The 20,445-nt window shown below is 70.6% G+C and carries 18 protein-coding genes; 9 read left to right on the forward strand and 9 right to left on the reverse strand.

Features of this window, described 5'->3' with window-relative positions; genetic code table 11:
* Together AC0IY1_RS23005 and AC0IY1_RS23010 are read left to right on the forward strand one after the other, a co-directional pair.
* Positions 1–303: hypothetical protein (locus AC0IY1_RS23005; RefSeq protein ID WP_471772701.1), on the forward strand; the 303-nt coding region annotated here is incomplete at its 5' end.
* 95 nt (positions 304–398) lie between these two features.
* The gene (locus AC0IY1_RS23010; RefSeq protein WP_082513279.1) at positions 399–1,397 is read left to right on the forward strand and encodes a GDP-mannose 4,6-dehydratase; all 999 of its coding nucleotides are present in this window, start codon (positions 399–401) and stop codon (positions 1,395–1,397) included.
* Between the two features lie 228 nt (positions 1,398–1,625).
* Here the strand turns inward: AC0IY1_RS23010 and AC0IY1_RS23015 are convergent, their stop codons facing one another.
* The 3 genes from AC0IY1_RS23015 to AC0IY1_RS23025 all read right to left on the reverse strand — a co-directional run bounded on the left by AC0IY1_RS23015 (position 1,626) and on the right by AC0IY1_RS23025 (position 3,729).
* Positions 1,626–1,883, reverse strand: coding sequence for a hypothetical protein (locus tag AC0IY1_RS23015; protein WP_471772703.1), 258 nt, complete (start codon positions 1,881–1,883; stop codon positions 1,626–1,628).
* Between the two features lie 113 nt (positions 1,884–1,996).
* On the reverse strand, positions 1,997–2,752 hold the full coding sequence (locus tag AC0IY1_RS23020) for a Crp/Fnr family transcriptional regulator (protein ID WP_471772705.1): 756 nt from the start codon (positions 2,750–2,752) through the stop codon (positions 1,997–1,999).
* 428 nt (positions 2,753–3,180) lie between these two features.
* Positions 3,181–3,729, reverse strand: a complete 549-nt coding sequence (locus AC0IY1_RS23025) for an acyl-CoA thioesterase (protein WP_471772706.1) — start codon at positions 3,727–3,729, stop codon at positions 3,181–3,183.
* 341 nt (positions 3,730–4,070) lie between these two features.
* On the opposite strand from AC0IY1_RS23025, the gene AC0IY1_RS23030 reads away from it, so the two are divergent.
* The 4 genes from AC0IY1_RS23030 to AC0IY1_RS23045 all read left to right on the forward strand — a co-directional run bounded on the left by AC0IY1_RS23030 (position 4,071) and on the right by AC0IY1_RS23045 (position 8,738).
* Positions 4,071–4,979, forward strand: a complete 909-nt coding sequence (locus tag AC0IY1_RS23030) for a LysR substrate-binding domain-containing protein (RefSeq protein ID WP_471772708.1) — start codon at positions 4,071–4,073, stop codon at positions 4,977–4,979.
* 135 nt (positions 4,980–5,114) lie between these two features.
* A complete protein-coding gene (locus AC0IY1_RS23035; protein WP_055958406.1) occupies positions 5,115–6,308 on the forward strand; it encodes a CaiB/BaiF CoA transferase family protein in 1,194 nt (397 codons plus the stop codon).
* Complete coding sequence (locus AC0IY1_RS23040; protein WP_471772711.1) at positions 6,305–7,261, forward strand: hydroxymethylglutaryl-CoA lyase; 957 nt, start codon at positions 6,305–6,307, stop codon at positions 7,259–7,261. Before AC0IY1_RS23035 ends, AC0IY1_RS23040 begins: the two co-directional genes overlap by 4 nt.
* A 154-nt stretch (positions 7,262–7,415) precedes the next feature.
* Positions 7,416–8,738: an MFS transporter gene (locus tag AC0IY1_RS23045; protein ID WP_471772713.1), complete on the forward strand. Its 1,323-nt coding sequence runs from the start codon at positions 7,416–7,418 to the stop codon at positions 8,736–8,738.
* Positions 8,739–8,782: 44 nt separating this feature from the next.
* On the opposite strand, the gene AC0IY1_RS23050 is transcribed toward AC0IY1_RS23045, so the two are convergent.
* The 4 genes from AC0IY1_RS23050 to AC0IY1_RS23065 are packed head-to-tail and all read right to left on the reverse strand — an operon-like array spanning position 8,783 to position 14,021.
* Positions 8,783–11,866 carry an efflux RND transporter permease subunit gene (locus AC0IY1_RS23050; RefSeq protein ID WP_055958398.1) on the reverse strand — a complete coding sequence of 1,028 codons (3,084 nt, stop codon included), beginning with the start codon at positions 11,864–11,866 and terminating at the stop codon, positions 8,783–8,785.
* Positions 11,867–11,914: 48 nt separating this feature from the next.
* Positions 11,915–13,159 carry an efflux RND transporter periplasmic adaptor subunit gene (locus AC0IY1_RS23055; RefSeq protein ID WP_471772716.1) on the reverse strand — a complete coding sequence of 415 codons (1,245 nt, stop codon included), beginning with the start codon at positions 13,157–13,159 and terminating at the stop codon, positions 11,915–11,917.
* A complete protein-coding gene (locus AC0IY1_RS23060; RefSeq protein ID WP_471772718.1) occupies positions 13,156–13,785 on the reverse strand; it encodes a TetR/AcrR family transcriptional regulator in 630 nt (209 codons plus the stop codon). The genes AC0IY1_RS23055 and AC0IY1_RS23060 overlap by 4 nt, the downstream gene beginning before the upstream one ends.
* A 2-nt stretch (positions 13,786–13,787) precedes the next feature.
* Positions 13,788–14,021, reverse strand: coding sequence for a hypothetical protein (locus tag AC0IY1_RS23065; RefSeq protein ID WP_471772721.1), 234 nt, complete (start codon positions 14,019–14,021; stop codon positions 13,788–13,790).
* Between the two features lie 249 nt (positions 14,022–14,270).
* Here AC0IY1_RS23065 and AC0IY1_RS23070 point away from each other — a divergent pair, with 249 nt between their 5' ends.
* From AC0IY1_RS23070 to AC0IY1_RS23080, 3 genes are all read left to right on the forward strand, one after another.
* Positions 14,271–16,136 (forward strand): glycoside hydrolase family 15 protein, encoded by a 1,866-nt coding sequence (locus AC0IY1_RS23070; RefSeq protein ID WP_471772723.1) that lies wholly within the window; start codon positions 14,271–14,273, stop codon positions 16,134–16,136.
* 85 nt (positions 16,137–16,221) lie between these two features.
* The gene (locus tag AC0IY1_RS23075; RefSeq protein ID WP_471772726.1) at positions 16,222–16,437 is read left to right on the forward strand and encodes a hypothetical protein; all 216 of its coding nucleotides are present in this window, start codon (positions 16,222–16,224) and stop codon (positions 16,435–16,437) included.
* Between the two features lie 67 nt (positions 16,438–16,504).
* A complete protein-coding gene (locus tag AC0IY1_RS23080; RefSeq protein ID WP_471772728.1) occupies positions 16,505–17,383 on the forward strand; it encodes an SDR family oxidoreductase in 879 nt (292 codons plus the stop codon).
* A 64-nt stretch (positions 17,384–17,447) separates the two neighbouring features.
* Here AC0IY1_RS23080 and AC0IY1_RS23085 read toward each other — a convergent pair whose 3' ends face one another.
* Positions 17,448–18,998 carry a GMC family oxidoreductase gene (locus AC0IY1_RS23085; RefSeq protein WP_471772730.1) on the reverse strand — a complete coding sequence of 517 codons (1,551 nt, stop codon included), beginning with the start codon at positions 18,996–18,998 and terminating at the stop codon, positions 17,448–17,450.
* Complete coding sequence (locus tag AC0IY1_RS23090) at positions 18,995–20,401, reverse strand: alpha/beta hydrolase (RefSeq protein WP_471772732.1); 1,407 nt, start codon at positions 20,399–20,401, stop codon at positions 18,995–18,997. The genes AC0IY1_RS23085 and AC0IY1_RS23090 overlap by 4 nt, the downstream gene beginning before the upstream one ends.
* Between the last annotated feature and the right edge of the window lie 44 nt (positions 20,402–20,445).

Here is a 20,445-nt window from a genome sequence, read left to right on the forward strand (position 1 = left end):
GAGAGCCTGCTGACGACCTACGACGCCCCGGCGAACGGCTACCGCTGGACCGAGCCCAGCGAGCTCGACCCGCACCGACAGGCCCTGCGCCCGCTCGCCGAGGCGGAACCACCGGTGCCGATCCTCAGCCTGGATTACTGGGACGCCGAGGACAGCGCGACCATCGCCAAGATCTACACCTGTGAGCGCGACCTCGGCCACCGCCCTTACGTCGCTCAGATCCTGCTCGACCGGGTCCTGCGCGAGCCGCGCGCCAGTGCTGAGCGCTCGGCATCCTCCGGCCAACGCCCGGAACCTGAGTGAAATCTTCCTAGTACCTTTGTGTCTATTGCAGAAATCTCGGCCGTGCGCTGAATTACTGGAAACTGTGCTTCGGGAAAGCCGTTGGGGAGCATGAGATGGACGGAACAGCATGGCAGGGTAAGCGGGTCGCGGTGACCGGCGCCGGCGGATTCATCGGCAGCCACCTCGTGGACGCCCTGGCGCGGGCCGGAGCCGAGGTCACGGCGATCGTGCGCTACAATTCCGGCGCCCGGGTCGGCAACCTCGACTTCCTCGACCCTGAGGTCCGGGCGGCGATCACGGTGGCCTTCGGCAATATCGAGGACAGCGACTTCATCTACCAGACCCTCGAGGGGATGGACGTCGTGCTGCACCTCGGCGCCTTGATCGCGATCCCCTATTCCTACGAGGCGCCCCGCAGCTACGTCCGCGCCAACATCGAGGGAACCCTGAACGTACTCCAGGCCGGTCGCCGCAGCGCCGTGGGGCGTATCGTCCATACGAGCACCTCGGAGGTCTACGGGACGGCCCTGCGCACGCCGATCGACGAGACCCATCCGCTCCAGGGGCAATCTCCCTATTCCGCCTCCAAGATCGCCGCCGACAAGCTCGCCGAGAGCTATGGCCGCTCGTTCGAGCTGCCGGTGGTGACCCTGCGGCCCTTCAACACCTACGGCCCGCGCCAGAGTGCCCGCGCCTTCATCCCGACCATCATCTCGCAGGCCTTCGCCCGGGACGAGATCCGCCTCGGCTCCCTGACACCGGAGCGCGACATGACCTACGTCTCCGACACGGTGGCGGGCTTCCTCGCAGCCGGCTCGCAGCCGGGCATTGACGGGATGACGATCAATCTCGGCACGGGCGAGACCTACTCGGTCGGCTGGTTCGCCCACCGCATCCTCGAACTGATGGGTGTCGACAAGCCGATCGTCACCGAGGCGCAGCGGATGCGGCCGGAGCAGAGTGAAGTGCTCAAGCTGATCTCCGACAACAGCCTGGCACGCCGGGCCATGGGTTGGACGCCGCGGATGTCGATCGATGACGGACTCTGCCGGATGATCGACTTCGTCCGCTCCAACCCCGGCTTCTACGCCACCGACCGCTACATCACCTGATCCGGGACGGCCCATCCCTGGCGCAGCGTTTCGCGAAACCGCCCGGACTGGGACCGGACGCCAGCCGGTCGGGGCCAACCCGACCCTCGGTCTCGGCCAGTCGCTCCGCCGCAGGATCTCTCCGGCACGCCCGCGCTGGCAAGCACGCTCCTGCAGGCGCGCGCTGGCGCGGAGCCCGGGCCTCCCACGGTGTGGCGGGCGGTTCTGATCGGCGCACGCGGCCCGTGATCAGCGTAGCAACCAGGTTCCGCGGCAACACAGGGCGGCCGAGTAGACCGGATGGTCCTTCTTCTCGTCCGTCACCAGCACCGTGAAGGCTTGGCAAGGTCGATCCGCCCGACCTTCGTGGCTCGCGATCTCGGGCAAAATGCGCTTGGCATGAAGGGCGGCTTCGCGCGAGCCCGCGATCACCGGGCGCAAATCGGGTTCAGCACGCGGGTGAGCGGCATTGATCTCTCGCAAAGCAGGCGAGAGCCGTCGGATCATGGTCGGCGAGCTGGTCCGGATGGTAGCCGCTACCGCTGGTATCTGGGCCACTCCAGCTTGGTGCTGATGGTGGCGTCGTGCCTGCGAACGCCCGCGGCCTTGGGGCTGGCCGCCTACGCCACGCGCGGAGCATTTGCCTCGGGCGCGAGGTGCAGGTAGGCCGGGTCGAACATCGCGAAGTCCTTGAGCGCTTCGACATCGGGGATAGCCACCTGCTTGCCTTCGAGGGTGACCAGCCTCCGGCGCTTCAGGCTTCCGAGCGTCCTGTTCACGTGAACGGGCGATAGGCCGAGCGCATCGCTCAGGTCGACCTGCGTGAGGGGAAGCTCGTACCGGTTGGCGGTTGCCAACCCGACGGACTGGAAGCGCGCCAGAAATTCACAGAAGACATGCGCAAGCCGCCTGTCGGCTGGGCGATGCCCCACGACGAGCAGCCACTCGCGCAGGATCGCCTCGTCGACCAGGGCGGCGCAGCGAAGGACGTGATCCAGCGACGGATAGCTGGCTGTGAGCCGGCCCAGAACGTCGTGCGGGACGCGCGCCACCTCGCACAGGGTGAGCGTCGCGATGGAATGGTCGAGCGCACCGATGACCGGCACGTTGAGGTCGCAGACATCCCCCGGGATGAGGAAGGCGAGGATGACCCGTGTCCCGTCCGGCAGAAACTTGCAGCGGCAGGCCAGTCCGCTGCGGATGATGTGAAGGTGATCCGGAACGTCGCCCTCCGAGACGATATCCGTCCGGGGACCGACGAACCGGCCGTGGACGTTGGCCTGCTCGAGGGCGTCCCGATCCGCATCCGAAAGACTGAAACGTGGTTCGAACTTGCGGAGAAAAGACCTGAACACATGCCCCTCTGAAGTCGTCACCGATGATCAACATTTGATATTAAATCATAGCGATCATCTAAAATATATAGTCAAAAAGCATGACCCCCTCCGATCGGCCAGAGGCTCGAATAAGCCGATTTCTAACGGATTTGGCCGGGTCCGCTTCTCGATATCGTCATCATCCAGACCAGGATGCTTGGACAGTTGCAGAGAATGCGAAGTGTTCCCCGAAGTCCTGACCTTCGGTAGATCGCCGCAACCCTGACGCATCGCACGGCCTGTGATGGCGCGCTCACGCCAGCCAGAGGGGTGCCTTCGCCTCTCCCGGGCCACTCTGTGCCCCGTAAGGCGTTCGACGAGTGCGATCGGATGCGGTGGGGCCGGGGCGGCGCCGGGACCCTCCAGGTTCCGCCGGCGACCCCAGCGAACGCTGGGTGCTTGGGAAGGGGCCGCGTCGCAGCGGTCCCTCAGGCCGGGGCCGTCGTGTCGCGAAGGGCGCGCTCCGCGGCGAGGAAGGCTTCGACCGCGTCCGACATCAGCGGCGCTTCGGCCGCGATGCCGATCGCCGCGAGCAGGGTTCGCATGGGCACGTAGCTGCGCCGTGGGCGGTCATAGAGCCCGGCCTGAACCAGCGCGATGGCCGCGACCGTGCCGGTCTCCCGGATCACCATCCGGTGCTCGATGACGAAGCGGGTCTCGTCCCAATGCGCCAGCCGGGTCTCCAGGTCGAAAGTCTGGAACGGCCGGAGTTCGCGGCGAAAGCGGATCTGGCCGGCGCTGACCACCGGGGTCCAGCGCTGGCGCAGCACCGCGCGCCACAGGCCGGAGCCGAGCATGAGGTCGGTGCGGCCGAGATCCATCAGGGTCCAGTAGCGCCCATTGTTCAGGTGCAGCGACGTGTCGAGGTCGTGGGGCCAGACCCGGAAGCCGAGGCGCGAGACCCCGAAGGGCAGGGCGAGCTTCGGTCGCCGCCACGCGGTCGCGATGAGCCAGAGGAGGCGCAGCCAGAGATTCATGGGCGTCCCGGAACGGAGCCTCGGGTCGGGGCTCTCGGCAGCGCCCGGATTGGCAGAACCCCGTCGCCCGCGCCAGCCTCCGACGGGAGTCGGGTGATCGTGGTCGCGCCGGCGCTCCCGAACCCGTCGCCGTCCGCGCCGAGCGGAAGCCGAACCATCGGCCCCGGGAGCCGGCTCTCCGGGCATTCGAAGACGGACGCGGCTTCCTGCCCCAGCGCTGAGGATCGCCCTTCGCGCCGATCAGCCGCCGCTGGGCTGGTCCGCCGGGCCGTCCGGCACTGTAGTCTCACCGGAGCCCCGGGTGCGGTCCGCGCCGGTGGGGGTCGGTGAGAGGAATGGACATGCTAGCCCCGACGCTCCTGCGGCGCCTCGATCCGACAACGCTGCGCCTGTTCGTGGCGATGTGCGAGGACGGCACCCTGACCCAGGCGGCCCGGCGGGCGGCGATCGCCCCCTCCGCCGTCAGCAAGCGCCTGGTCGAGCTGGAGCAGAGCCTCGGCGTCCAGCTGATGACGCGCCAGGCGCGGGGCATGGTGATGACCCCGGCCGGGGAGACCCTGCTGCATCACGCACGGCGCATGCTGCACGACGTCGAGCAGATCGTGGCGGAGCTTGCCGAGCACGCCAAGGGCGTCCGGGGCATCGTGCGGATGTTCGCCAACCTGTCGGCCATCGTGCAGTTCCTGCCCGAGGACCTGCGCGCCTTCCTGGCGCGCCAGGAGGCCATCAAGATCAGCCTGGAGGAGCGCCCGAGCGGCGGCGTGGTCGCGGGCGTCGAGGCGGGCCTGGCCGAGCTCGGCATCTGCGCCGGCAGCATCCCGGCCCGCGGCCTGACCAGCGTGCTCTACCGCCGGGACAGCCTCGTCGTGGTCATGCGACACGACCACCCCCTGGCGGACCGGTCCGCACTCGCCTTCCGGGACACCCTCGACCACGACTTCGTCGGGCTCCACGCCGAGAGCTCGATCTATGCCAGCGTGCGCGGCGAGGCCCAGAGCATAGGCCGCCCCTTACGCCTGCGCGTCCACGTTCCCGGCTTCGACGCGGTCCTGCGCATGGCCCAGGCCGATATGGGGCTCGGCGTGGTGCCCCTCGGGGTCTTCGCCCTCCTGGGACGCGCCATGGACCTCGCCGCGATTCCGCTCACCGACCCCTGGGCCCAGCGCGAATTGCGCATCGTCAGCCGCCCCGGCACCCTGTCGCCAGCGGCGAGCCTGCTCGTCGCCAGCCTGACCGCGGACGTCGCCTGAGCCTCGATGCGTTCTCCGAACGCGAACGGTCGTCGCCGAAAGACGGTTGGCCTTCCCCGGCCCTGCGCAGCTATCGATGTGACAAGAAGACGATCCCAGAAGACCATCGCCGACAGACCCCCGGAGGAATCGTTCATGGCCGGACCGCTCGCCGGAATCCGCGTTCTCGAACTCGGACAGCTCATCGCCGCCCCCTTCGCCGCCCGCCTGATGGCGGAGTTCGGCGCCGAGGTGATCAAGGTCGAGGCGCCGGGGGAGGGCGATCCCCTGCGCAAGTGGCGCAAGCTGCACGAGGGCACCTCCCTCTGGTGGTACCTCCAGTCCCGCAACAAGAAGTCGATCGCCGTCGACCTGAAGTCGCCGGAAGGCGTCGCGGTGGTGCGCGCCCTGGCCACCAGCGCCGACGTGGTCATCGAGAATTTCCGCCCCGGCGGCCTGGAGAAGCTCGGGCTCGGCTGGGCCGACCTCTCCGTCCTCAATCCCAACCTCGTCATGGTCCGGATCTCCGGCTACGGCCAGACCGGACCCTATCGCGACCGGCCGGGCTTCGGCGCCATCGGCGAGGCCATGGGCGGCCTGCGCTTCACCACCGGTCATCCGGACAGCCCGCCGGCCCGCGTCGGCGTCAGCATCGGCGACACCCTGGCCTCCCTGCACGGGGTCATCGGGGCGCTGATGTCGCTCCTCCACGTCAAGACCGCCGGCGGCAAGGGTCAGGTCATCGACGTCTCGCTGGTGGAGAGCGTGTTCAACGTGATGGAGAGCCTCGTCCCCGAATACGACCTCCTCGGCGAGGTCCGCACCCGGACGGGCGGCGCCCTGCCGGGCATCACGCCCTCGAACACCTACCCGACCCAGGATGGCGGCTACGTCGTCATCGCGGGGAACAGCGACCCGATCTTCCGGCGCCTGATGCAGGCGATCGGCCGGCCCGACCTCGCCGACGACCCGGCCCTGCGCAGCAACGACGGCCGCTCGGCCCAGGCGGCGATGCTCGACGCGGCCATCGCCGATTGGTCGGGCTCGCGCAGCATCGCGGAGGCGCTGGCAACCCTGGAGGCGGCGCAGGTCCCCGCCGGGCGGATCTACTCGGTGGCCGACATCGTCGCCGACCCGCACTACCAGGCCCGCGACATGATCCTCCCGACCGAGCTGCCCGGCGGCACGGCGGTGAAGATGCCGGGCATCGTGCCCAAGCTCTCCGAGACCCCCGGGGCGGTGCGCTGGTCCGGCCCGGCCCTCGGGGCCCATACCGACGCGGTGCTGGCGGATCTCGGCTACGACGCCGCGGCGATCGCGGCCCTGCGGACCACGGGAGCGGTGGCATGAGCGGCGGCGAGACTGGCAGCACGGGCGACGAGACGCCCCTGATCGTCCAGGAGGTTGCGCCCCGCGACGGCCTGCAGATCGAGCCGGCCTTCGTCGACACAGCCGACAAGGTCGCGCTGATCGACGCCCTCTCGGCGACGGGCTTTAGCCGGATCGAGGCGACCTCGTTCGTCTCACCCAGGGCCGTCCCGGCCCTGCGCGACGCCGCCGAGGTGCTGGCCCGGATCACCCGGCGCCCGGGCACGCTCTACGTCGCCCTGGTGCCGAACCTGAAGGGCGCCGAGCGGGCACTCGCGGCGCGCGCCGACGAGCTCAACCTCGTCATGTCGGCGAGCGAGACCCACAACCGCGCCAACATGGGCCTGACCCGCGAGGCCTCCCTCGACGGCTTCGCGCGCATCGTCGCGGCGGCCCGCGGCAGCGGGGTGCGACTCAACGCGACGGTGGCCACCGCCTTCGGCTGCCCCTTCGAGGGCGCCCAGCCGCCGGAGCGGGTCCTCGGCATCGTCGAGCGCTACCGCGCCCTCGGGATCGACGGCATCACGCTGGCCGACACCACCGGCATGGCGAACCCGCGCCAGGTCGGCGACCTCGTGGCCCGGGCCCTCCGGCTCGTCCCGGTGGAGGCGCTGACGCTCCACTTCCACAACACCCGCGGCCTCGGCCTCGCCAACGTGCTGGCGGCGCGGGCGGCCGGCGCCCGGCGCTTCGATGCGGCCCTCGGTGGCCTCGGCGGTTGCCCCTTCGCCCCGGGCGCCACCGGCAACATCTGTACCGAGGACCTCGTGAGCATGGCTCACGAGATGGGCATTCCCACCGGCCTCGACCTCGACGGACTGATCACCCTGTCGCGCGGGCTGCCGGCCCTCGTGGGCCATCCCGTGCCGGGGCAGGTGGCCCAGGCCGGGCGCCCCGGCGACCTCCACCCGCCGCCGCCCGGGATCGCGGCCTGACGCTGGGGTTCGGCGCACGACGAGCCGAACCCGCACCACGAGCCGAACCAAGAGACTGCCCGAACGCAAGAACGCCGAACACGAGACTGCCGAACATGCAAGACCGCCCGGATAAGGGCGGCGCGCCATCGAGACGCCTCCAGGGAGAGACACCATGACCCTCGCCGCCCCGGCCGCCCTCGGCGTGCCCGCAGAGACCAGCGAAGCCGCCACCTACCGCAAGATCGCCTGGCGGCTGATGCCGCTGATCATGGTCTGCTACCTGTTCGCCTTCTTCGACCGCATCAACATCAGCTTCGCCAAGTTCCAGCTCCAGAGCGACCTCGGTTTCAGCAACACCGCCTACGGCCTCGGCGCGAGTCTGTTCGTGGTCGGCTACGTCATCTTCGAGGTGCCCTCGAACCTGATCCTGTACCGGGTCGGCGCCCGGCGCTGGATCGCCCGGATCATGATCTCCTGGGGGCTCGCCACCGCTGCCATGGTGTTCATCACCCAGGAGTGGCACTTCTACGCCCTGCGCTTCCTCATCGGCGCCATGGAGGCGGGCTTCGCCCCCGGCATCCTCTACTACCTGACCCTGTGGTTCCCGGCCTCGCGGCGGGGGCGCATCACCTCGATGCTGTTCGTGGCTTCGGCCCTCTCGGGCATCTTCGGCGCCCCGTTCTCGGGCCTGATCCTGACCTCGCTCAACGGCGTCGCGGGCCTCGCCGGATGGCAGTGGCTGTTCCTCGCCGGCGGCCTGCCCTGCCTGCTCCTCGGCGCCCTGGTGATGAGCCGCTTCGACGACCGCGTCAGCGATGCCCGCTGGCTGACCGACTCCGAGAAGACCCTGGTGGCGAGCCAGATCGCCGAGGCCAACCGCGGCATCGGCGACCACTCGCTCCTGGGCGCCATCCGCAGCCCCGGCTTCCTCAAAGTCGGGCTGATCTACTTCCTGCTCCAGATCGGCTCCTACGGCCTGAATTTCTGGGGACCGGACCTGATCCGCACCGCGAGCGGCGCCAGCACCGGGACGGTCGGGCTCCTGGCGGCGCTGCCCTACATCTGCGGGGCGATCAGCATGGTGGTGATCGGGCGGCTGTCCGACGCCTCCGGCAACCGGCCGAAATTCGTCGCCGGCCTCGCCATCGCGGCGGCTCTCGGTTTCTTCGGCGCCGGCCTGTTCGACCGGCAGATCGTTCCGCTGATGCTGGCCCTCTGCCTCGTCGGCACCGGGATCGTCGCCTCGATCCCGACCTTCTGGACCTTGCCGCCGAAGCTCGTCACCGGCGTCGGCGCCGCCGGCGGCATCGCCCTCATCAACACCCTCGGGCAGTTCGGCGGCATCGTCAGCCCGGTGATGGTGGGCTGGGTGAAGGATCTCACCGGATCGACCACCCCGGCCATCTGGGTGATCGCCGGCCTGTGCCTCACGGCCGCCGCCATCAGCCTGTTCGCCCTGCCGGCCCAGCTGCGCCGCAGCGACCGGATCGACTGACCGTCCGTCGGAGCGCCGCCTGGTCGGGGGCGCTCCGTCCGACCTCAGGCGTGCGGGACGGGGAGAGGCGCCTCGTCCGTCGCGCCGACGAAGCGACCCAGGACCCGACCGAGGACGGCGCTGAGGCTGTCCATCAGCAGGAACACCGCCGGCACGAAGACCAGCGAGAGCAGGGTCGAGACGATCAGGCCCGAGATCACCGCCACCGCCATCGGCGCGCGGAACTCGCCGCCGATGCCGAGCGCCATGGCGGAGGGCACCATGCCGGCCGCCATGGCGATGGTCGTCATCACGATGGGGCGGGCGCGCTTGCGACCGGCATCCACGATGGCGGTGACCCGGTCGACGCCGCGGGCCATCTCCTCCACGGCGAAATCCACCAGCATGATGGCGTTCTTCGTCACCAGCCCCATCAGCATCAGGATGCCGATCACCACCGGCATCGAGATCGGCATGTTCAGGATCAGGAGGCCGAGGATCGCGCCGCCGATGGAGAGCGGCAGCGAGAACAGGATGGTCAGCGGCTGCAGGAACGAGCCGAAGAGCAGCACCAGCACGGCGTAGACCATCATGATCCCGGCGCCCATCGCCATGAGGAAGCCGGAAAACACCTCGCCCATGATCTCGGCGTCGCCCGTCTGACGGATGGTGACGCCCGGCGGCAGGGTCTTGGCCGTGGGCGTCTCCAGCGCCTGGGCGATCAAGGAGCCGAGCGCGTCGGAGCCCTCCATGTTGGCCTCCACGGCCACGCGCACGACGCGGTCGTAGCGCTCGATGGCGCCGGGGCCCTGGTCGAGTTCGATGTCGGCGACGGCCGCGAGGGGCACGGCGGCGCCGTTCTTGGCCGGCACCTTGAGGTTCTCCAGGCGCGAGACCGCGCCGCGGGCGCTCTCGGGAAGCTGCACCCGGATCGGGACCTGGCGGTCGGGCGCGTTGAACTTCGCCAGGTTCAGGCCGATGTCGCCGATGGTGCCGACCCGCACGGTCTCGGCGATGGCGTCGGTGGAGACGCCCAGATCGGCGGCCGCCCCCTCCTTGGGCCGGATGCGGACCTCAGTGCGGTTGAGGGGGGCCGTCGACATCACCGAGACGAGGTGGGGGATCGCCGCCATGTCGCGCTGGAGCCGGGCGGCGACCTCCGCGACCACCGCGGCATCGGGGCCGCCGACCACGAGGGCGAGGTCGCGCTGGCCGCCGTCGCGCAGGGTCCAGGAGCGGATGTCGGGTTCCTGGGCGAGCAGGCCGGCGATCTCGGTCTCGATGGCGGCCTGCTTGCGGGCGCGCTGGTTCTTCGGCGTCAGGTTGACGATGAGGGTGGCCAGCCGGGTCTCCTTCTTGCCGCCGGCCTGGCGGCCACCGTCGACGAAGACCGAGACCACCTCGGGCAGGGCCCGGATGCGGGCCACTACCCGGTCCGAGACCGCGACGGTGTCGGGCAGGCGGGCGCCAGGCGCGAGCTCGACCATGAACAGGGTGCGGGCATTGTCCTGCTTCGGCACGAACCCCGAGGGCAGCAGGCCGGTGGAGGCCAGGGAGCCGGCGAACAGCGCGAGGCCGACGATCAGCGTGATGACGCGGTGGCGCACCGACCAGCCGACGAGGCGGCCGTAGGCGCGCATCACCGGTCCCTCGCGCTCCTCGGCATGGCCGTGGTCGCGCAGGAAGTAGGCCGCCAGCATCGGGGTGATGAGGCGCGCCACGAGGAGCGACATGAACACCGAGACCGCGATGGTGAGTCCGAACTGCATGAAGTAGCGGCCCGCGATGCCGCCCATGAAGGAAACGGGCGCGAACACCGCGATCAGGGTCGCCGTGATGGCGATGACGGCGAGCCCGATCTCGTCGGCGCCCTCGATGGCGGCGCGGTAGGGCGATTTGCCGAGCCGCATGTGCCGGACGATGTTCTCGATCTCCACGATGGCGTCGTCGACGAGGATGCCGGTGACCAGGGTGATGGCGAGCAGGCTGATCCCGTTGAGGGTGAAGCCCATGGCGTCCATCGCCCAGAAGGTCGGGAAGACCGAGAGCGGCAGCGCGATGGCGGCGATCAGCGTCGCGCGCCAGTCGCGCAGGAACAGAAAGACCACGAGCACGGCGAGCGCCGCCCCCTCGATCAGGGTGTGCATCGCCGAATCGTAGGAGCCGATGGTGGCGGCCACCGAGGAGTCGATGGTCGCGAACTGGATGTCGGGATAGGCGGTCTTGAACTCGGCGATGCGCTTCTCGACGCCGGCCGCGACCTCGGCGTCGCTGGCACCCGAGCCCCGGGAGACGGCGAAGGCGACGACCGGCTCGCCGTTGAAGCGTGCGAAGGTGCGCGGCTCCTCGATGGAATCCTCCAGCGTCGCCAGTTCGTCGAGGCGGACCTTGCGGCCGCCCGGGAGCACGATGGAGGTCGCCTTGAGGTCGCGCAGCGAGCGCGAGGCGGCGAGCGTCCGGATCGACTGCTCGCGCCCGCCGACCTCGCCGCGCCCGCCCGCCATGTCGGCGGAGGTCAGGCGCAGCTGACGGTTCACGTCGGCCGCCGTGATGCCCAGCGCCAGCAGGCGGTCGGGGAGCAGGGTGACGCGCATCTCGCGGGCGACGCCGCCGACGCGCTCGACGCCGCCGACGCCCTTCACGCCCTGGAGCGAGCGGGCGACCTTGTCTTCCACGAACCAGGACAGCTCAGCCGGCGTCATCCCGGGCGACTTCACGCCGTAGATCAGGATCGGCAGGCCGGTGATCTCGACGCGCTGGATCACCGGCTCGTCGATGGTGCGGGGCAGGTTGATGCGGATCTTCGAGACCGCGTCCTTGACGTCGTTGACGGCCCGGTCGGTGTTCACCTCGAGGCGGAACTCCACGGTGGTGACCGAGGAGCCCTCCGTGATGGCCGAGGTGATGTGCTTGACCCCGCGCACGCCCGCGATCGAATCCTCGACCCACTTCGTCACCTGGGTCTGCAGCTCGGAGGGTGCGGCGCCCGACTGCGTGATCGTCACCGAGACGATCGGCACGTCGACATTGGGCATCCGCGTCACCGCGAGGCTGCGGAAGCTGACGAGGCCGAGCACGATCAGCACCAGGAACAGCACGAGCGGCGCGATCGGGTGGCGGATCGCCCAGGCGGAGATGTTCAGGCGCATGCGGCGACTCGATGGGGGGTTCGTATCGGGAGACGAGGAGGCACCCGGTCAGGGCGTCCCCGCCTCGGCGGTCTCGCGCGGGGAGGGGGCGGCGGCGACGGCAGGCTCGGGTACGGCCAGCGCCACCGGGCGGACCCGGTCGCCGTCGCGCAGGAAGCTGCCGGCGCGGGCCACCACGCGCTCGCCGTCGGCGAGTCCGGCACGGATCTCGATGTCGTCGTCGTCGGACAGGCCGGTGCGGACCTCGCGGGCCTCGACCACGTCGTCCGCGACCACGAGGACGGAGCTGCGCTTGCCCCCGCCGTAGAGCACGGACGCCTGCGGCACGGTTACGCCGCGGGTGCGGGCGAGCTCGACGGCGCCGCGCGCGAAGGTGCCGATGCGCAGGCGCGGGTCCGGCTCCAGGCGGATGCGGACCTTGCCGAGCCGCGTCGCCTTGTCGACCTCCGGGTAGACGGTGCGGACGCTGCCGGGGATACGGGTGCCGTCGCCGAGGTCGATCCAGGCCGGGGCGTTGTCGCGGAGCTGCGGCAGCTTGGTCTCGATGACCTCGCCCTCGAGCTCGATCTCGCCCCGGGCGATCAGGCGGAACAGGGGCTCGGCCGAGGCGGAGGCGGCGAGACCGACGCGGGCGCTGCGGCGGCTGACGATGCCGGCCTCCGGCGCGCGGATCTCGGTGCGGGCCAGGCGCAGGTTCAGTTCCTCCAGGACGGCCCGGGCCTGGGCGAGGTCCGCCCGGGCGATGCGCAGGCCGTTGCGGGCGAAGGCGCGCTTGCCCTCGGCCTGGCGCAAGGCAGCGGTGCGGCCCTCCATCACGGCCGCGGTGGCGTTGCCGGTCTTCAGGAGCTGCTGGGCGCGTTCGAAGGCGAGGCGCGCCTCGGTCTCGGCGGCCTCCGCCTGCTCGATGCTGCTCTGGGCCTGGGGCACGGCGGCCTCGGCCTTCTCCACCAGGGCCGCCTGCTGGGCGAGCTGGCGGTCGATGAGGTCGCGCGAGAGGCGGGCGAGCACTTGGCCGCGGGCCACCCGGGCGCCTTCCTCCACCAGCACCTCGGTGACCCGGTAGCCCTCGATCTCGGGCGTCACCAGGATCTCGTCACGCGGGACCAGGGTACCGGTGACGACCACCGACTCCACGATCTCGCGCCGCTTGGCTTCGACCACGCTGATCGTCGGCACGAGGTTGGCCTTGATCGGCTGAGCGGAGGCGGCCGGCGGCTGGGCCGGGCCGGCGAGGGCTGCGAAGGCGGGCAGCGCCCAGGCGAGCAGGGCGAGACCGAGGCGGGCGACGGTCATGGGCGGGGTTCCGTGACGGGAAGGGGGACACGGCCGGCGAGCTCGGCCTCGATCAGGGCCTGGAGCTGCGCCACGGCGAGACTCGTGTCGAAATCGGGCAGGATGGCCCGGCTCAGGACGATCCCCTTCAGCTGCGGCGCGAGCAGGGCGTAGAGGGCGACGGGATCGCAGTCCGGCGCGGTGGCGAGGTCGGCGAAGGTCTCCTCGAACCAGGCCCGGGCCTCCGCCTCGGTCTCCGCCGTCAGGGCGGCGATGGCCGGGTTGCGGGTGCCCTCGGACCAGATTTCCAGGCGCAGCACCGCCGCCTCCCGGGTCAGGGCGCCGAAATACTGCCCGAGCACGCCGAACAGCGCGCTGCGCCGGTCGCCCTCCTGCTGGAGACGCGTCACCAGCTGGGCGCCGCTGATGCGCTCGCGCTCGACGAGGCCGAGGACCAGCGCCTCCTTGGAGCGGAAGTAGTGGTAGAAATTGCCCGCCGTCATGCCGGCCTCGCGGGCGAGATCCTGCATCGTGGTGCGGTGGAACCCGTTGCGCACGAAGCAGGCGCAGGCGGCGTCGAGGATCTGTTCCCGCCGCGCGGTCTGGCTGGCGCGAGCGTCGATGAGGGTGCCGACCGGCGAGGCCATGGTCAGGAGACCCGTCCGTCCGCCGAGGGCGCGACCACCCGGCAGGCGGCGACCGAGGCGTCCGCATCGGCGCAGAGGCGAGCCTGCCAGCCGACCGCGCCGTTTCCGGTCCAGGCGATGAGCGCGGCCCAGCCGAGCACCAGCACGGCCCCGAGCAGAAGGTGCTCCGGTGCGACGAACGCCCGCGCCTTGCCCACCAGCGCCAGAAACGGGAAATCTTCGTGCGTCCGCTGCATCGCATCCTCCACCCGACCCCATCGTCGTATTGAATGTTCATTCACTGGTCAATGAGCGTTCATTCTGGGGGTGCGGCAGGACACGGTCATGCGGCCTCAGGGCCACGAACGCCCTGGCCACTCGAGCCGCCGTGTCAACGTGAAGCAAGCCGGGGCCGGAACGGCGGAGCGCCGCACGGGTTCGAGCAGACCCCCGCGGAGGATCCCGGTCGGCCCGGTTCGGACAGAGGCGACGCGCAGGGATTGCCCGTGGCGCCTCGCCCGGACCCGGCCGGACTCGTTCGCTCACCATCCGAGGTCGCCCGCGCCGTGCTGAAGCCTTTTCCCCGCGAGGGCGGTGCCGTCGCCCGCACCGACGGATTCCTCCCGATTGAGGGCTACGCGGCCATCGGCGAGGGTCGCTCGGTCGCGCTCTCGGGCGCCGACGGATCCATCGACTGGTGGTGCTGTCCCAATCTCGATTCACCGCCGCTGTTCGACCGCCTGCTCAGCCCGGAGGAGGGCGGCTACTTCGCGATCACGCCGGAGGAGCCCTTCACCGCCGAGATCGGCTATCGCGGCGGCAGCAACGTCCACGAGACCGTCTTCACCACGAAGACCGGGCAAGCACGACTGACCGAGAGCCTGAACAGCGGCCCGGCTGGGCGCCTGCCCTGGGCGGAACTGGCTCGCCGGATCGAAGGCTTGGAGGGGCACGTGCGCTTCCGGGTCTCTCTGGTCTTCGGCACGCGGGGCGACACGGCCGCGCCCTATCTCTCGGGCAACAGCAACGGCACCGCCTTCCACGTGGCCGGTATGATGGGCCTGTTCCGCACCAGCGACGGCATCCGGATCGAGACGGAGAACGACCATGCCATCTCGGGCTTCGTCGAGGTGCGGGCGGGCCAGCGCGAGGTCGTCGCCATCGTGGCGGCCGAGAACCAGCCCCTGGTGGTGGCATCGATCGACGAGATCGACGGGCGCATCGACGTATCCTGTCAGGAATGGCGCGACTGGACCGAGCGTCTCGCCTATCGGGGTCGCTATGCCGAGCAGGTCGAGCGCAGCGCCCTGGCGCTGAAGCTGCTGCTCTACTCGCCCACCGGCGCCATCGCGGCGGCGGCCACGAGCTCCCTGCCCGAGGGCATCGGCGGCTCCAAGAACTACGATTATCGCTACGCCTGGATCCGCGATGCCGGCTACGTCATCAAGGCTTTCCTGCGTTTGGGCGCCCAGGCCGAGGCCAACGCGGCCCTGTCCTGGCTGATGCGCCACATCGGCGAGCACGGGGCGCAGGTGCTCTACACCCTCGACGGCGGCTGCGTACCCGGCGAGCGGGACATCGACCTGCCGGGCTATCGCGGCTCGCGCCCTGTGCGCACCGGCAACGCCGCCACGAGCCAGCACCAGCACGGCATCTACGGCGACATCTTCGAGACCGCCGAGCGCTTCGTCGCCGACGGGAACATGCTCGACCTGCGCACCGGGGCGCTGCTCGCCCAGCTCGCCGACCAATGCGCCGAATCCTGGAAGCTCAAGGATGCGGGCATCTGGGAGTTGCCGGAGGCCGAACACTACACCGGCTCGAAGATCAGTTGCTGGCAGGCGTTGGCCCGGGCGGTGGAACTCGCGGATGGCGGCCACCTGCCGGGCAATTGCCGCGAGCGATGGGCCCGGGCCCGCGACCGCGTAGCGGAGTGGATCGACGGGAACTGCTGGTCGGAGGCGCAGCAATCCTACGTCATGTATCCGGGCACGGAGAAGCTCGACGCCTCGATGGCGCTGGCCGTGCGCTTCCGCTTCGGCAACCCCGAGCGGCTCGCAGCCACCTGCCGGGCCATCGACCGGGAGCTCGGACGCGGCCCCTACCACTACCGTTACACTGGCGCCGAGGTGGAGGAGGGCTGCTTCCTGGCCTGCACCTTCTGGCTCGTCGAGGCCAAGGCCCTGCTCGGGGAGACGGCGGAGGCGCAAGCAGCGTTCGAGGCCCTGGTGAAAGCCCTCGACCGGAATTCCGGCACCTACTCGGAGATGGCCGACCCCGACAGCGGCACCTATCTCGGCAACCTGCCCCAGGGCCTGACCCACCTCGCCCTCATCCAGGCTGCCGCCACCCTGTCGGGCCTCAGCCTGTGAGGCTGCGGCATTCGGCGGGAGCATTGGTCGCAGATCCGACCCCCATCCTGCCGCGTTGCCGGGGACCACGATAGGAGACGGCAGCATGGCCAAGACCACGGATAAGACCACGGATAAGACCACGGACGTGACGACCTACACCCTCAAGCAGGCCCTGGCCGCCCGCGTCGACGATCACGTGGAGATCGCGGTCGAGGCAGAGGACGGCACCCGGTTCAAGATCCGGGCGACCGCAGACCAGCTCGACGCCCTCACGGGCGACCTCGAGACCATTCTCGAGGCCGACGACGCGGACGCCTGATCGTCCTGGGGCCCGCCGCCAGGCGGGCCCATTCTCTCGAAGACAGCCCTGGAAGGCCGAGACGCCGATGACCATCGATCCCCGTGACGCCGGCCCGCGGCCGCCCTTTCCCGGCGACCAGCAGCAGGAGCGGCCGGGCCTGACCTCGCGGATGCGTCCGGCTCCCGACCACGGCGAGACGAGCTACGTCGGAAAGGGACTCCTGACCGACCGGGTCGCCCTGGTAACCGGCGGCGATTCCGGCATCGGCCGGGCCGTGGCCATCGCGTATGCCCGCGAGGGCGCCGACGTGGCGATCGCTTACCTGCCGGTCGAGCAGTCCGATGCCGAGGACACCGCCGAATGGGTGCGCAGGGCGGGCCGGCGCGTCCTGCTCCTGCCCGGCGACCTGCGGGACCCGACCTATTGCCGCGACCTCGTCGCCCGCACCGTCGCCGAGCTCGGTGGCCTCGACATCCTCGTAAACAACGCCGCCGCACAGGTGGTCAACGAGTACCTCGACGACGTGACGCCGGAGGATCTCGAGGGATCGTTCCGCGCGAACGTCTTCGCGATGCTCTACCTCGCCCAGGCCGCCGTGCCGCACATGAAGCCGGGCTCGGCCATCGTGAACTCCACGAGCCAGCAGGCCAAGGTCGCCGACAAGACCATGCTGGTCTACGCCGCGACCAAGGGTGCCATCGCGAGCCTGACCATTGGCATGTCCAACCTGCTGGCGCCCAAGGGCATCCGGGTGAACTGCGTCGCTCCGGGCCCGGTCTGGACCCCGATTCAGCCCATCGTGAAGAGCCCCGAGCAGATCGCGTCCCTCGGTGCCGACACGCCCCTCGGCCGTGCCGGTCAACCGGCCGAACTCGCCCCCGCCTACGTGCTCCTCGCCTCGCGCGAGGGCAGCTACATGACGGGCGCGCTGGTGCCGGTGACGGGCGGTACGCCGATGTACTGATGAACCCGACGCCCGTGGCCGCGGCGATGGCCTCACGCCATCGCCGCCGAGGCGTGCCGATCGCTTAGCGCCCCTCCTTCAGGAACGCCTCGGCGCTGCGCAGGCTCAGGGCCATGATGGTCAGCGCGGGGTTGGCGGCAAGCGAGCTCGGGAAGGTGGAGCCGTCGCAGACCCAGAGGTTGGGGACCTCGAACGTGCGACCGAAGGGATCCACGACCGCCGTGTCGCCGTCCCGGCCCATGCGGCAGGTACCGATGGTGTGGGCGACGCGCTCCAGGGTCCAGAGGTCCGTCGCCCCCGCCGCCTCCCAGACGCGGTTCAGGAAGCGGGTCGCGTGGGCGTTGAGCCGCTCCTCGTTCCGGCTGTAGCCGAAGCTGATCGCGGCCTTGCGCATACCCAGCGCATCGATCTCGTCGGACAGGGTCAGCACGTTGGCGTCGCAGGGCAGCGTCTCGCCGTTGATGCCGATGCCGGCCATGTGATTGTAGCGGGCGAGCTGGTCGGCCAGCGCCCGTCCCCAGAGCTTGCGGCCCCGCGCCACGGAATTGGCGAAGGTGAGGGGCACGACGCCAAGGCTCTGCACGAGGTAACCGCCAGCAAAGTCCGCGTCGGCCGGGCGGATCATGTCCTCGGTGATGAGCGAGGACGGATAGCCCTTGTTCATCCGCATCTCGGGCTCGAAGGTGCCCCAGACCTGGGTGGCGACGTGGCCCATGTAGTTGCGCCCGACCTGTCCGCTGCCGTTGGCCAGGTCGAGATGCAGCAGGAGGCGCGCGGATTCCACCGAGCCGGCGCAGAGGAAGACGTTGCGACAGGGCTGACGATGGTCGACGCCGCCGTGGCGGTAGATCACCGCCGTCACCCGGCCGTCCTTGGCGCGCTCGATGCCGTGGACCCGCGCCTCGGCCCGGATCTCGGCGCCGTGATGAACGGCGAGCGGCAGGTAGGTCACGTCCATGCTGGTTTTCGCGCCGGTGCGGCAGCCCTGGTGGCAGTAGCCGCAATTGATGCAGCCGGGCCGGGTCGGGCCGTGCTCCTGTGCGAAGGCGCGCGAAACCACGGCCGCCGGCGCATCGGCGTAGCGCACGCCGAGGGCCGTACAGGCGCTCGCCATGGCCTGGGCCGGGGCGTTGCGGGCGACGGGACTGAGCGGATAGGCACGCGACGCGTCCCACGGATAGGCGGCCGGACCGGAGACGCCGATGAAGGCCTCGACGCGCTCGTAGAACGGCAGCAGCTCGGCGTAGTCCAGGGGCCAGTCGACGCCCTCGCCGGTCTCGGTCTGGAGGCGCAGGTCGCGGGCGTCGGCCCGAGGCGTGAAGGCGCCCCAGTGCAGGGTTGAGCCACCGACGCCGGTGCCGCTGTTGTTGCCGCCGAAGGCCTCGGGCGTCGAGCCGCCGCTGATCCGCTCCTCGGTCCAGTAAATCTCGTCGGCCAGGGTCTCGTCGAAGGCGAATCCCTTCGGGTCGAAGTTCGGCCCCGCTTCCAGGGCCACGCAGGAGAGGCCGGCCTGGGCGAGGCGCGCCAGCAGAGGCGCGCCGCCGGCGCCGGTGCCGATCACCACCGCATCGACGGTCTCGGAGGTTGCGTGGCGACGCATCGCATCGAGATTCATCGGACAGTCTCCAGGGGGGCGTTCGGTTCCCAGGCCTCGCGCTGGCCGATGCCGACCTCGTGGAAGCCGGGCAGGGGTTCGGTGTCGCCGCCGGCGCCGATGCCGCTGAAGTTCATGCGGGCCAGAGCGACGGGGTGGGCGAGATAGGTGCGGGCCACGTCCGCGCGCAGGTCCTCGAACCAGCAGCCCATCTGCTCCGCGTCGAGGTCACCAGAGACCGCACCGGCCTCCAGGCTTCCCAGCAGCGCGTCCTGCGCCTCGGCCTCGAGGGCAACGAAGGGCGCGCCGTGGGCGGCGCGGGCGGCAGCGTCCAGGGTCTTCAGGGCGCGTCGGTAGGCCTCCGGATCAGGGGGGAGCCGGGCGAAGCGCCAGCCATCCCCCGCTCCGCTCGCCAGCCGCGCATCGATGCGGGCGGCAAAGTCGATGGTTCCGCCGCTCTCCTGCGGCAGCACCCGGGCGCAGGCGGCTCGCAGGATGGCGAGGCCGACCGGATCGAGCACCCGAGGCTGGTAGGCCGGGTCGTCTGGCTCTGCACGCTGCCGCAGGGCCGCGCGCAGGCGGGCATTGACCCGATCGGATCGGATCAGGGCCGCATAGGCGTCCGGGAGCGCGGGCGCCTCGGCTGTGGCTGAGACCGCTCCGGCCGCAAGGCTCCGCACCGCCTCGGCCACCGCCTCCGGGCGCTCCAGGGGGATGAGGTGCCCCGTCTCCGCCAGGGACACGAGGCGGTGATGGGCGAGATGCGGCGCCGTCAGGGCGGCCTGGGCCGCCGGGCCGAGATCGGCATCCTCAGCCCCCGCCAGGAGGACCGCCGGGCTGCGCAGCACGCCGATGCGTGCGCACCAGTCTTCGCGGCTGCCCCCGGTCAGCCAGCGTTTCCAGGCGTCGGGGTTGGCACGCAGGACATCCGCCACCGTCCGTGCCATCCGATCCGGGTCGAGGGGCCGGGCGATGTTCGCGGCAACGAAGGCCTCGGCCTCCCGCTGCCGGGTTTCGGGATCGGCATCGATCCAGGCGATCATGGCGGCGCGCCTGTCCTCGCCCATGGGCTCGGGGGAGGGCGGCGACCCCGCCATGAGCACGAGGCCGGTCAGACCGTCGAGACCCGGCGCACCATCCTCCGCTTGGCGAGCGACCACCAGGGCGACCTTGGCGCCCATGCTGTTGCCGGCCAGCATCCACCGGCCCGGCGCGTCGGCGCGGATCCGGGTAGCCACGCCGTCCGCCATGGCGGCCACATCCCGGCCTGAAGCGGCGCCGTCCGCGCCGAAGCCCGGCAGGTCGAGGGCGACGCAGGACACCGCGTCCGCGAGGTGTTGCGCGACCGTCTCGAAAGTCCCGGCACTGCCGCCGAGATAATGGAGGCAATATAAGACCGGCTGGTCGGATGATTTGATAGTCATTGCCGGGAAAGAGCGCGCGGCGGCGTCCGTTCAAGTCATCGGGG

It is taken from the genome of Methylobacterium sp. AC690 (assembly GCF_979256535.1).

Bases quoted from the DNA above. Each gene is read 5' to 3' on its own strand.
- AC0IY1_RS23090 (WP_471772732.1), bottom strand. From the start codon at position 20,401: ATGACTATCAAATCATCCGACCAGCCGGTCTTATATTGCCTCCATTAT.
- AC0IY1_RS23060 (WP_471772718.1), bottom strand. From the start codon at position 13,785: ATGGCCTCGCCGGTCGGCACCCTCATCGACGCTCGCGCCAGCCAGACC.
- AC0IY1_RS23035 (WP_055958406.1), top strand. From the start codon at position 5,115: ATGGCCGGACCGCTCGCCGGAATCCGCGTTCTCGAACTCGGACAGCTC.
- AC0IY1_RS23045 (WP_471772713.1), top strand. From the start codon at position 7,416: ATGACCCTCGCCGCCCCGGCCGCCCTCGGCGTGCCCGCAGAGACCAGC.
- AC0IY1_RS23030 (WP_471772708.1), top strand. From the start codon at position 4,071: ATGCTAGCCCCGACGCTCCTGCGGCGCCTCGATCCGACAACGCTGCGC.
- AC0IY1_RS23055 (WP_471772716.1), bottom strand. From the start codon at position 13,159: ATGACCGTCGCCCGCCTCGGTCTCGCCCTGCTCGCCTGGGCGCTGCCC.
- AC0IY1_RS23085 (WP_471772730.1), bottom strand. From the start codon at position 18,998: ATGAATCTCGATGCGATGCGTCGCCACGCAACCTCCGAGACCGTCGAT.
- AC0IY1_RS23010 (WP_082513279.1), top strand. From the start codon at position 399: ATGGACGGAACAGCATGGCAGGGTAAGCGGGTCGCGGTGACCGGCGCC.
- AC0IY1_RS23050 (WP_055958398.1), bottom strand. From the start codon at position 11,866: ATGCGCCTGAACATCTCCGCCTGGGCGATCCGCCACCCGATCGCGCCG.
- AC0IY1_RS23065 (WP_471772721.1), bottom strand. From the start codon at position 14,021: ATGCAGCGGACGCACGAAGATTTCCCGTTTCTGGCGCTGGTGGGCAAG.
- AC0IY1_RS23080 (WP_471772728.1), top strand. From the start codon at position 16,505: ATGACCATCGATCCCCGTGACGCCGGCCCGCGGCCGCCCTTTCCCGGC.
- AC0IY1_RS23015 (WP_471772703.1), bottom strand. From the start codon at position 1,883: ATGATCCGACGGCTCTCGCCTGCTTTGCGAGAGATCAATGCCGCTCAC.
- AC0IY1_RS23025 (WP_471772706.1), bottom strand. From the start codon at position 3,729: ATGAATCTCTGGCTGCGCCTCCTCTGGCTCATCGCGACCGCGTGGCGG.
- AC0IY1_RS23075 (WP_471772726.1), top strand. From the start codon at position 16,222: ATGGCCAAGACCACGGATAAGACCACGGATAAGACCACGGACGTGACG.
- AC0IY1_RS23040 (WP_471772711.1), top strand. From the start codon at position 6,305: ATGAGCGGCGGCGAGACTGGCAGCACGGGCGACGAGACGCCCCTGATC.